This window comes from Halolactibacillus alkaliphilus (genome assembly GCF_900115465.1).
Classification (GTDB): domain Bacteria; phylum Bacillota; class Bacilli; order Bacillales; family Amphibacillaceae; genus Halolactibacillus; species Halolactibacillus alkaliphilus.
In genome coordinates, this window is sequence record NZ_FOWN01000029.1 from 24,488 (window position 1) to 36,459 (window position 11,972).

15 protein-coding genes and 1 pseudogene are annotated in these 11,972 nt (G+C 39.2%); all 16 read right to left on the bottom strand.

The features are described 5' to 3' along the window. Position 1: 1 nt before the first annotated feature. On the bottom strand, positions 2-880 hold the full coding sequence (gene atpG, locus BM163_RS10845; protein ID WP_089803039.1) for an ATP synthase F1 subunit gamma: 879 nt from the start codon (positions 878-880) through the stop codon (positions 2-4). A 12-nt stretch (positions 881-892) separates the two neighbouring features. Continuing rightward, a complete protein-coding gene (atpA, locus tag BM163_RS10850; protein ID WP_089803041.1) occupies positions 893-2,401 on the bottom strand; it encodes a F0F1 ATP synthase subunit alpha in 1,509 nt (502 codons plus the stop codon). Positions 2,402-2,416: 15 nt separating this feature from the next. Continuing rightward, positions 2,417-2,962, bottom strand: a complete 546-nt coding sequence (atpH, locus tag BM163_RS10855) for an ATP synthase F1 subunit delta (protein ID WP_089803043.1) — start codon at positions 2,960-2,962, stop codon at positions 2,417-2,419. After that, entirely contained in the window at positions 2,959-3,486 is a 528-nt protein-coding gene (gene atpF, locus BM163_RS10860; protein WP_089803045.1) for a F0F1 ATP synthase subunit B, read from the bottom strand. The genes atpH and atpF overlap by 4 nt, the downstream gene beginning before the upstream one ends. A gap of 48 nt (positions 3,487-3,534) precedes the next feature. Continuing rightward, positions 3,535-3,741, bottom strand: a complete 207-nt coding sequence (gene atpE / locus BM163_RS10865) for a F0F1 ATP synthase subunit C (protein ID WP_089803047.1) — start codon at positions 3,739-3,741, stop codon at positions 3,535-3,537. A 165-nt stretch (positions 3,742-3,906) separates the two neighbouring features. Next, positions 3,907-4,620: a F0F1 ATP synthase subunit A gene (gene atpB, locus BM163_RS10870; protein WP_089803049.1), complete on the bottom strand. Its 714-nt coding sequence runs from the start codon at positions 4,618-4,620 to the stop codon at positions 3,907-3,909. Positions 4,621-4,637: 17 nt separating this feature from the next. After that, positions 4,638-4,997 carry an ATP synthase subunit I gene (locus BM163_RS10875; RefSeq protein WP_143088222.1) on the bottom strand — a complete coding sequence of 120 codons (360 nt, stop codon included), beginning with the start codon at positions 4,995-4,997 and terminating at the stop codon, positions 4,638-4,640. Positions 4,998-5,359: 362 nt separating this feature from the next. Beyond that, complete coding sequence (gene wecB, locus BM163_RS10880) at positions 5,360-6,508, bottom strand: non-hydrolyzing UDP-N-acetylglucosamine 2-epimerase (RefSeq protein WP_089803053.1); 1,149 nt, start codon at positions 6,506-6,508, stop codon at positions 5,360-5,362. Between the two features lie 205 nt (positions 6,509-6,713). Beyond that, complete coding sequence (upp, locus tag BM163_RS10885) at positions 6,714-7,343, bottom strand: uracil phosphoribosyltransferase (protein WP_089803055.1); 630 nt, start codon at positions 7,341-7,343, stop codon at positions 6,714-6,716. Positions 7,344-7,502: 159 nt separating this feature from the next. Further along, the gene (gene glyA, locus BM163_RS10890) at positions 7,503-8,738 is read right to left on the bottom strand and encodes a serine hydroxymethyltransferase (protein WP_089803057.1); all 1,236 of its coding nucleotides are present in this window, start codon (positions 8,736-8,738) and stop codon (positions 7,503-7,505) included. A gap of 58 nt (positions 8,739-8,796) precedes the next feature. Continuing rightward, a complete protein-coding gene (locus BM163_RS10895) occupies positions 8,797-9,351 on the bottom strand; it encodes a TIGR01440 family protein (RefSeq protein WP_089803058.1) in 555 nt (184 codons plus the stop codon). After that, positions 9,351-9,791: a ribose 5-phosphate isomerase B gene (rpiB, locus tag BM163_RS10900; RefSeq protein WP_089803060.1), complete on the bottom strand. Its 441-nt coding sequence runs from the start codon at positions 9,789-9,791 to the stop codon at positions 9,351-9,353. Before rpiB ends, BM163_RS10895 begins: the two co-directional genes overlap by 1 nt. A 123-nt stretch (positions 9,792-9,914) precedes the next feature. Beyond that, positions 9,915-10,376: a low molecular weight protein arginine phosphatase gene (locus BM163_RS10905; RefSeq protein WP_089803062.1), complete on the bottom strand. Its 462-nt coding sequence runs from the start codon at positions 10,374-10,376 to the stop codon at positions 9,915-9,917. A gap of 98 nt (positions 10,377-10,474) precedes the next feature. Continuing rightward, a complete protein-coding gene (locus BM163_RS10910) occupies positions 10,475-10,987 on the bottom strand; it encodes a manganese efflux pump (RefSeq protein WP_089803064.1) in 513 nt (170 codons plus the stop codon). Positions 10,988-11,224: 237 nt separating this feature from the next. Then, a pseudogene (locus BM163_RS10915) lies at positions 11,225-11,525 on the bottom strand (transposase); the annotation flags it as partial. Positions 11,526-11,733: 208 nt separating this feature from the next. Next, positions 11,734-11,972: zinc ribbon domain-containing protein (locus BM163_RS10920; protein WP_143088224.1), on the bottom strand; the 239-nt coding region annotated here is incomplete at its 5' end.

Genomic DNA, 11,972 nt, shown 5'->3' on the forward strand with positions numbered 1-11,972 from the left:
GTTAACCTTGTTGGGCATTTGCGCCACCCACAATTTCCGCTAACTCTTGAGTAATTTGAGATTGACGTGCCCGGTTATACTGCAGGCGTAAATCTGAAATCATTTTGTCGGCGTTATCTGTTGCATTACGCATCGCATTCATTCGCGAGGCATTTTCGCTTGCTTTACTTTCTAAAAAAGCACCGTATATTAGACTCTCCGCATATTGCGGTAAGAGCGTCTTTAATATTTGTTCTTCGCTTGGCTCAAATAAGAACGGGCTGTGCATTTCATGACGTAATTCTTCCACAGCTTCTTCTGTAATCAGAGGCAAGATTTTTTTAACGACGACTTCTTGACTAATAGCTGAATAGAAATAGTTGTAGACGAGTTCAAGTTGATCAAATTCTCCATCAACAAAAAATTGCACCGTATCATATGTTAAGTCTTCCAAATCACTAAAATATGGTCGATCTGGTAAACCTGTTACCGAACGTAATAGTGGCATATCACGATTTTTAAAATACTCTTTCCCAATTCGTCCTATCGCAATAATCGTGTACTCATTTTTATGACGGTGACGTTCATTGATTAAATTCTCTACTTTTCTTAGGACATGTGCATTAAATGGTCCAGCAAGACCTCTATCAGAAGTCATAACGAGATACGCTACTTTTTTCACGCGACGCGGAATTAAGATCGGGTGATTATGATCACCATAACTTAAGACAATATGCCGCACCATTTCTTCAATCTTCTCAGCATAAGGAATGAACGAACTGTTAGAAATCTCCGATTTCCCTAATTTAGAGGCAGCCACCATATGCATGGCATTGGTAATTTGCTTCGTCTTTTTCGTTGATTCAATTTTCTTTTGAATTTCTCGTGATGACAAAACCATTATGCACCCTCCTTAATATGAACGGCTAAATTGTTTTTGGAATGACGAAATAGCCTCTTTCATATCCGGTTCGTTCGTTAATTCGCCTGTCTCTCTAATGTCCCTTAACACTTGTGGATAGCCCGCGTCTAGATACTCATAAAATTCCGTTTCAAAACGACGAATATCCTCAAGAGGAATCTCATCTAAATACCCTTTAATCAATGCATAAATAATCATTACCTGCTTTTCCATCGATACAGGTGTGTGTAAACCTTGCTTTAGCACTTCAATTGTTCGTTTTCCTCGATTCAGCTTTTGTAACGTTGCTTTATCTAAGTCTGAACCAAACTGAGCAAATGACTCTAATTCACGGTAACTTGCCAAATCTAAACGCAAAGTTCCTGCTACTTTTTTCATTGCTTTCGTTTGAGCTGATCCACCAACACGTGATACAGATAGACCAGGGTTAATCGCTGGTCTTACCCCACTAAAGAATAAATCAGATTGTAAAAATATCTGTCCATCTGTAATAGAGATAACGTTTGTTGGGATGTAAGCTGAAATATCACCTGCTTGTGTTTCAACAAATGGTAGTGCCGTCATTGACCCACCACCAAGATCATCATTTAATTTTGCGGCACGTTCTAATAGACGTGAGTGCAAATAAAATACATCTCCCGGGAAAGCTTCACGGCCTGGCGGTCGTTTTAAAAGTAATGAGAGTTCTCGATAAGCCGCAGCTTGTTTTGATAAATCATCATACACAACCAAGGCATGCTCACCGTTATACATAAACTCCTCGCCCATCGCAACACCTGTATACGGTGCTAAGTATTGAAGTGGCGCTGGTGCACTTGCCCCCGCATTTACAACAATCGTATATTCCAATGCTCCGTGACGACGGAACGTTTCCACTGTTGCACGCACAGTCGAGTCTTTTTGACCAATCGCAACATAAATACAGTACATATTTTGATCCTTTTGATTAAGAATCGTATCAACTGCGACGGTTGTCTTACCTGTTTGACGATCGCCAATAATTAACTCGCGTTGTCCACGACCAATCGGCACAAGGGCATCAATTGCCTTTAAGCCGGTTTGAAGTGGTTCGTGAATTGATTTACGTGCCATAACGCCAGGTGCTTCATGTTCAATTGGGCGAGATTTTCTCGTTTTAATAGGCCCTTTACCATCGATTGGTTGACCTAACGGGTTCACAACACGACCAACAAGCGACTTACCTACTGGCACTTCCATGATTCTCCCCGTACGAGACACTTCGTCCCCTTCACGAATCGATAGATGCGAACCAAGAATAACAACGCCAACGCGGTCTTCTTCTAGACTCTGAACAAGGCCCATGGTGCCATTTTCAAATTCCACAAGCTCTCCAGAGAGCACGTTATTTAGTCCATATATTTGCGCAATCCCGTCACCTGTTTCAATAACGGTTCCAATATCCTTTATTTCAGTATCTTTCTGATAGTATTGGATTTGTTTTTTGATCAGGGCACTGATTTCTTCCGCTCTGATTTCCATCTCTTGTCACCCCTATCATCGTTTATACAACGGAACAAATTTCCGTCTAACATCTTCTAATTTTGCTTTTAATGACGCATCATAGACGCGGTTATTGATAACGACCTTAAAACCACCAATAATGCGCTCATCAATTTGATTTTGTAAGGCTAAACGCTTATAACCGAAACGCTCAGCAAAATGTGCTTCAATATCCTCTAACTGGCGCGGTGTTAACATGGCAACAGAGTATACCTTACCAACACCGATACACCGTGCTTCATTAATCAGATACGTGTAATGGTCAACCATTCCTGGCACATCTTGTTCAGCATGGTCTTCGACCATAATCAGTAACAATTTAACGAGTTCACTTGAAAAGGTCATGAGTGTTGATTTAATAATCCGTGACCGATTCATCCACTGTTTCGGATCTTGTAAAAAATCAACTAATTCTGATGGCGCACTAAAAACTTGCCTGATCGCAAGAAGTTCACGTTCAATCTGTTCTTCATGTCCATGTTCTCTCGCCACATCATATAATGCTTCAGCATAGCGTCTTGCATTACGTGAATTTTTCATAGAAGATCGTCTCCTAAAGTATCAAGGCGTTCTTTAATTAAACGTTTTTGATCTTCCTGGCTCATCTCTTTTTGAATAATGTCCATCGCAATTTGGAACGCAATTTCTGCGACGGTTTCCTGCATCTCTTGGAAAGATTCGCGTTTTTCTTGTTCAATTTCATCCTCAGCATCCATCCGCATTTGTCGCGCACGGTCTTTTGCTTCTTGAATAATACTATCTTCTAATTTCGTTGCGGTTTGTTTGGCTTCTACAACGAGGCGTTTAGCTTCTTGACGTGCCTCTGCTAATTTTTCATCGGCTTCTTTTACCGCCATTTGTGCTTGGCGATTTTTTTCTTGAGCCGTTTCAATTTCTGTCGCAACGAAGTTTTCTCGTTCCTCCATCACTTTAATGAGTGGTCCCCATGCAAACTTCTTCAGTAAGACCATGAGAATCGAAAAACTTACTAATACAACAATTGTATCTAACGGTTGAAAACCGCCAACAGTTGCCCCAAGGGTAAATATGTTCGTTGTCAGCATGTCCCATGCACTCCTTTCTTTCCGTCACCTTTGTTGAGGTATTATTTATTAAAGAATCATAAAGGCAACAACAACGGCTAAGATAGGAATCGCCTCAACAAGTGCGATACCGATTAACATAATTGTTTGGAGTGGCCCACGTAATTCTGGTTGACGAGAAATACCTTCTATTGTACTTTTAACGATAATACTGTTAGCGAAACTTGCACCTATTGCAGCAAGTCCTACAGCAATTGCAGCAGCGATAGCGTTCATGTGTGTTTCCTCCTAGGAATGATTAAATTTGTATTTGGTTTTTCTTTGCTTAAATAAATGCATGACCTTGCTTTTATTTAATATCTCTTGATCGGTTCGTACGAACCGACGATGATCGAACGGTGAACGTCCAAGTCCAAAAAATCCGTTCATTTATTCTCGTGCTTAATGATCATCCATTACTTTGTGCGACATATACACCATGGATAATGTGGTAAAAATAAAAGCTTGAATAGCCCCAACAAATAAACTAAATCCTTGCCATATAATCATTGGAAGAATCGCGCCAACTAACGTCACCGAAGCCATACTTGCAAGAAGTGATAATAAAACTTCCCCTGCAAAAATGTTACCGTATAAACGGAAACCAAGCGTCATCGTGTTAGTGAATTCTTCAATAATCTTAAACGGTAACATAAAGGATACCGGGCTAATAAACCCTTTAGCATATTTTTTTGCGCTACGCATTTTAACACCGTAATAATTTGTCAGGATAATAATAAAGGCCGCAAGTGTTAAAGTGACGCCTGCATCAGCTGTGGGTGATTTCCACCACACATCTCCATTAAAGATCCCCATCACAATAATCCCTAAGATGTTACTAATAAAAATAAACGTGATTAATGTAAGTGCGAGCGGCAAAAACTTTTTTCCTGTCCGCCAGTCCATGGAATCATTAATAATCCCTTTAACGAAATCAACGACAAATTCAATAAAGTTTTGTTTTCCTGTCGGTTTCATTTTTAAATTACGTGTCAGAAAGAACGCAATGAAAAACGTAATGGCACAAGAGACAACCATCATTAATACCGTTGATAAGTTCACACTAAGCCACGGAATCCCAAAGATATTTTCAACTATTGGTGCACCATGATCCATCTGTTTTTCCCCCTTCTCTATAGATTATCAGTTAACATTAATGACCAAAAACCGGCGATAAGAACAACGACGTACTTAAACATTAAACCTATAATCACTGCAACGATTGGAATGTACGGAAGATAACGTTCGACTAAAATAACGACAAGTAAAGCTGCGCCAATTCTTAAAATTGTCCCAGCCATCGCAAAACCTTTTCCGTTTATTGCTACACGTCCTAGACGTGTCACATTCAATTGTAGTAAGCATAAGTTTACGTAACTTACGACTCCACCGAGTAGTAAACCAAATAAGATGGGCTGCCCTTTGGATAACAGTGTCCCCGTTAGTATGAAGAGAAGTATGACGAAAAAAATTTGGTGATGTTTTTTTGTCATGACGTAATAGGTCTCCACACAGATTCACCTTGCCTCTCATTTGATCATTTAAAGCCAACTATTCACATTATATCACCGATTTTAAAAAATGCATCCCTATTACTCTAATTCTTTGTTATTAAAGCGTTTACATTATAATTTTGTTGATATAAAGCAATTTAAATGTTTAAAGACATTAAACCTCAGTAATTTCGTGTGTTTAATGTACATTAACCTTTGTGAAAAAACATGTTATTTTCTTTACTAAATTCTTAAACATTCACAAACTTATCCAAAAAACAAACGAGAAAACAACAATAAAAATAAACATCCCTAGCGCTAAGTAAATAGCTATGGATGTTTATTTTTTATGCCCCTCTGGATTAGTTGACTGTAAAGGGTGCTGGTTGTTTATAGTGTGGATCAAAGTATGACCGAATCGCGTCACAAATACGTTCACTCGCTTTACCATCGCCATATGGGTTTGATGCCTTCGCCATCTGCTCATAAGCTGTTTCGTCACTTAAAAGAAGATGTGCTTCACGATAAATCGTCTCTTCATCTGTTCCAGCTAACTTAAGCGTCCCGCTTTTAATCCCTTCTGGTCGCTCCGTTGTATCACGTAACACTAACACAGGCACACCAAGGGATGGCGCTTCTTCTTGTACACCACCAGAATCCGTAAGGATTAATGTTGCGCGTGCCGCAAAGTTATGAAAATCAACCACGTCAAGTGGCGCGATTAAATCTATCCGCTCATGTTCACCTAAAATATCTTTTGCTTTCTCTTGGACTTTCGGATTCAAATGTACAGGATAGATGACATGAATATCTTCGTGTGTATCTGCTAAACGTTTAATCGCTCTAAACATTTGTCCCATATTCTCACCCAAGTTTTCTCGACGGTGCGCCGTCATTAATACGAGACGCTTGCCTTTGATATCATTAAGTAATGGATGTGAATAGTCATCTGTAACTGTTGTTTTGAGCGCATCAATCGCTGTATTACCCGTCACATAAATATGTTCTTCCTGCTTATTCTCTTCTAATAAATTAGTTTTAGATTCTGACGTTGGAGAAAAATGCAGATCTGCCATAACACCTGTCAATTGTCGATTCATTTCTTCAGGGTATGGTGAGTACTTATTCCATGTCCGTAACCCTGCTTCCACATGCCCAACAGCCACTTGATTATAATAAGCTGCAAGAGAAGCTGAAAATGTTGTTGTTGTATCTCCATGTGCTAAAACAATATCGGGTTTAGCTTCTTTGATTACCTCATCAAGTCCTATTAAAGCACGTGTTGTTACTTCTGCTAACGTTTGGTTTTCTTTCATAATATTTAAGTCATACGTTGGTGTAATACCGAAAATATCAAGCACTTGGTCTAACATCTCTCTATGCTGGGCAGTTACTGTGACGATTGTCTCAAATTCATCTGATCGCTTTTGTAATGCCAACACTAAAGGCGCCATTTTAATTGCTTCAGGCCGTGTCCCAAAGACAGGCATGACTTTGATTCTTTTTTTCATTTGAACACTCTCCATCATAGCTATTTTAAGATTAATCACTTTCTCATTCACTGACTACTTTAACATAATTTGATTCCTTTTCCTATGTATTAAAGAAAGGACCCTACATAAAAAGGAATGCCTCTATTAATGATAGAAGCATTCCCATTATATTAGTCTTCACTTATTTACGCTTTAATTCACTCTTCAACTCAATTTTGGCGAATTACTTCGTACCGTAGAGACGGTCACCTGCATCTCCTAGACCAGGAACGATGTAACCTTTTTCGTTTAGTTTTTCATCAAGTGCCGCAAGGTAAATATCAACATCTGGGTGCAATTCTTTTACCGCTTCGACACCTTCAGGTGCAGCAATTAAGCACATCAATTTAATATTCGTTGCGCCACGTTTTTTTAATGAGCTAATGGCATCATTCGCACTACCGCCAGTTGCAAGCATTGGGTCTACTACAATTAATTCACGTTCATTAATATCTGTTGGCATTTTAAAGTAATATTCATGTGGTTTCAATGTTTCAGGGTCACGATAAAGACCTACGTGGCCTACTTTTGCTGTTGGGACGTGACGGAGCACACCTTCCACCATACCTAAACCTGCGCGCAAAATAGGTACAATCCCAATCTTTTTACCAGAAATAACGTGTGATGTTGTTTTTGTTACGGGTGTGTCAATCTCAACTGGCTCAAGTGGTAAATCACGTGTGATTTCATACGCCATAAGTCCAGCAACTTCATCAACAAGTTCACGAAACTCTTTCGTACCTGTTTCTGTTTTTCTGATATACGTCAATTTGTGTTGAATTAGTGGATGATCTAATACATATACATTACCCATCTTATCCGCTCCCTTTTTTGTATTTTGTGCATAGCTATTAAGAGTTTACATGTAATGTTTATGGCTTTCAAGTAAAAGTTGAAATTTCCTGCCATTTGTCGAACGCACGAGCTTTTTAAAAATCAAAGAAACACGCCTCATAAGAGGCGTGCCTAGAAATTATTTATATAACGGGAATCGATCAGTTAAAGCTTTCACACGTTGACGCGCTTCTTCTTTAGCTGCTTCATTTTCAACATCTTTTAAAACAAGTGCAATAATTTGACCGACTTCTTTTAATTCGTCTTCTTTAAAGCCCCGTGTTGTTACAGCTGCCGTACCAACGCGAACACCACTTGTGACAAATGGTGATTCCGTATCAAATGGAATCGTATTTTTATTTGTCGTAATACCGATATCATCTAATACTTCCTCAGCTACTTTACCCGTCAAACCTAAACTCTTCACATCGAGTAAGAGTAAGTGGTTATCAGTGCCACCAGAGACAAGACGCACACCTTCAGCTGTCAATGACTCGGCAAAGGCTTTCGCATTGGCCTTAATTTGTTTCGCATAGTCTTTAAATGATGGGTCAAGTGCTTCTTTAAATGCCGCTGCTTTAGCTGCAATCACATGCATTAAAGGACCACCTTGAATCCCAGGGAAGACCGCTTTATCAATTTGTTTCGCATACTTTTCTTTTGTAAGAATCATACCACCACGTGGACCACGTAATGTTTTATGCGTCGTTGTTGTCACAAAATCACTAAAAGGAACCGGATCTGGATGTTCACCCGCCGCAACAAGCCCAGCAATGTGCGCCATGTCGACCATCAAGTAAGCACCAACCTCATCCGCAATCTCACGGAATTTACTAAAATCAATCTCACGTGGGTAAGCACTCGCACCTGCCACAATTAATTTTGGTTTAACGGCTAACGCTTTTTCACGGACAACATCGTAATCAAGTGTTTCTGTTTCTTTATCTACACCGTACTCTTCGAAGTTGTATAGCTTCCCACTAAAATTGACTGGACTACCATGTGTTAAGTGTCCCCCGTGTGAAAGATTCATACCTAAAACCGTATCACCAGGTTCTAAGAAGGCATGATAGACAGCCATATTCGCTTGTGCCCCTGAGTGAGGTTGTACGTTGACATGTTCTGCACCAAAGATTTCTTTTGCACGATCTCTCGCCAAGTTTTCTGCAATATCAACAAATTCACAGCCACCATAGTAACGCTTTTCTGGGTAACCTTCAGCATACTTATTTGTTAAGACAGACCCTTGCGCTTCCATGACAGTTTCTGTGACAAAGTTTTCTGAGGCGATTAGCTCAATCTTGTCATTTTGACGGCCACGCTCTAACTCAATTGCTTCGAATAACTCTACATCATTTGCTTGTACATGTTTCATCCACATCGTTCCCCCTGAGTATTGTTTGATTTTTTTATAAGAAAGACAGCTTGTCTACTTATTGATAAATAGCTCGTTCCCCACCAATCAGTTTCGGTCGACTATAGGCACCTGCAAGTCTTGCTTCACCTAAATATTTCGTTTTAAATCTGAGCGGCACAGCGACAGGCAAAAGATGCATTCCTATCATTGTCTCACCGATATCGATACCGGCATTCGCCTCAATTGTCTCTACAATGACTGCCTCATCAAAATGATGATAACTGTACGTGGCCATTGACCCACCGGCATAGCGATGAGGTACGACCGTTACCGGTCTTTTACCTTCTGCTATGAGTGTTGTCTTTTCAACAACCAATGCCCGGTTTAAATGTTCACAACATTGAAAGGCGAGTCTTACCCCTGTTTGATCGACTAAGGCGTTTAAACTTGTAAATATAATTTCTGCCACGTCCATACTCCCAACCGTGCCAATCCTCTCGCCAAGCACTTCACTCGTAGAAGTGCCTACAACAAAGATATCGTTCGGCTTAAGTACATTCAGTGCGACCCACTCGCTGACAAACTTATCCATCGTTTCTTTTAATGCGGCTTTGTCAACTGTATGTGTCATTACTTCATCTCATAATCACGGAGTTTATTGATACGACGTTCATGACGACCGCCTTCAAACTCTCCTGATATCCATGTTTTAACGATTTCTTTCGCTAAGTCCACACCGATAACGCGCGCACCCATAGCTAAAACGTTTGAATCATTATGTTCACGCGTAACACGTGCTGTATAAACATCGTGTACTAACGCGCAACGAATGCCTTTTACTTTGTTTGCTGCAATGGACATGCCAATACCTGTGCCGCAAATAACAATCCCTCGATCGTATTCACCTGCCGCTACTTTTTCAGCTGCAGGTATACCATAATCTGAATAATCACAAGACTCTTTTGAGTCTGACCCGATATTATCCACTTCTATCCCTAGCTCACCTAAAAACGCTTCAATTTCTTTTGCTAAATCTACCCCACCATGATCTGATGCTAAAACTACTTTCATTGATTAAACACTCCCATCGATTGATTACACGTATTTTAAATTGCTTAATTCATATTGTAACTGATTTTGAGTAAATGTGAAGTATTACGTACGTTTTTTTGTAAATTTCTTTTTTTGTTCGGTTTATAGATTATTTTGTTCGAGGAATAAGTGAATCGCTGCGCGTATTTCTTCAAACGTATTTAGATAGACGGTTTCACTTTGACCATAGGGATCGGATATATCTCCTGTTTTTTCAGATTCAGATGAATAAACAAGTGACTTTAGCGCATGCACCTTTGTTCTTCGTTCGGGATTTAATGCTAAAAGTGCGTCCTTATGACTTTCTGTCATCGTCAAGATAATATCTGACCAATTTAATAACTCTTCGGTTATTTGCGTGGACTCTCCTTCAAAGTCAATCGCATGTGCCAATAAGGCAAAGCGCGCCCCTGAAGATATTTTTATGCCGTTTGTCGTATAAAGTCCGGCGGACTTTACATTTACTTTATCTGTTTGATTCGTTTTCTTTAAATAATCACGCATGATAGCTTCAGCCATGGGTGATCGGCATGTGTTGCCCGTACAAATAAACAAGACATTCACCTTATCGACATCCTTTCATCGAGTAGCTTTTTTATGCTATTTTACCACAACTCCATCCTTTAGCGCGAAGAAACACGCGCGCTCATTAGTCACTGCGTTCATGAGAATAGGATGACTGTGCCAAAGCCAATAAAGATAAGACCTCGAACAACGTGAAAAAATGGCCCAATAACTTTTTCTATTTCCCCTCCTATAAAAAATCCCATCAAACAAAATAGAAGACTCATCAAACTAAACAACAGCGATAGACCAAACGTATTATCATATACTGCCAAACCAATAAACAAACTATCTAAACTCACTAAAAGTGCTATCAGTATAACCGACTGATTTATAACTTCTTTTGATTGATCACTGAAGCTATTAAACAAATTAAATAAACCTAGACTAAAAAAAATAGAACCACTCACGACGTCAATGACGTTCGTGAGTAAATCAAAGTGAGTAACCATTAAAACATTCCCAATATACGGAAACAAAAAATGACAGCCACTAACTAAAACAACAAATAACCGTTTTCTTTTCACCGATACGTTAGACATTGTAATAGAAACGGTGAGGCAATCGATGGAGACGGCAACAGAAAGTAAACTATCAAATAAAAAACCCATAAACGAAACCACTCCTCTACCCTGAATGATTTAGTCTATGCGTCATAAATTTGGGACACGACATTGAAAATCCTTTGCCAACCGAATAAAGAGGCATATTATCACTGTCACAATATTTACCTTATTTCTAAAGAAGCTATTGTCGTGACTAAGTTTATTTAAATGAATCAATTTCATAATTACTCTTTTTAAAAAATCAAACACGACCAGAATTTTAATATTTGTCTTAAAAAATTTTTATGCTATTTGATATTGCTTTAGGAATGAGCCTAAACGATCTGCCGCTAGTTTTGGTCCATTATAAATAAGCGTCACTAAATCAAAGTGAGCTTTTGCACGTTTTCCTGTACGGTAACGAACATTATTAAGCTGGAAAAACTCCTATAAGATAGCCGTTTACTCTTTCGACAGAACTACGACGTTTAGCAATCGTTTTCCATGCCTGTGAACCACGAGCCGGAGCTGAATATTTCCGAAGATCTGTTGTTATTTTAACCTTGTACACTTTTTGACAAATGCCTTCGGCATTTAAAGGACAGTATTACATCCTACATTTCTTCTGTGCTGGAATCAACACAAAAAGCATTTCCTTAACGAGACGATGTCACATCATCTAAGTGAACTACTCCCACCACTTACCACCCGTACGGGTTGCTTGAAGTGGGGGCTTCTTGGGTAATCGCCACTTTTGATAGCTGACGAAATTGACCAAGCTAACCCTCTTGTTCCAAGAGTTTATATTTTCATTAGGCACTTGCTAATAAGTGAATACCTTCTTTTTTGATATTGAGTGCTGAATTATAATCTCTATCAAGGTTTAATCCACAATCACATCGATAAGTGCGCTCTGATAATTTGATTTCTTTTACAAAACCACAGTTAGAGCAAGTTTTTGTAGAGGGGAACCATTTGTCTATTTTGACAAGCTGTTTTCCTTGTTCTTTTAGTTTGTACGCTAAGAAAGAAGTAAACATTCCCCACCCAT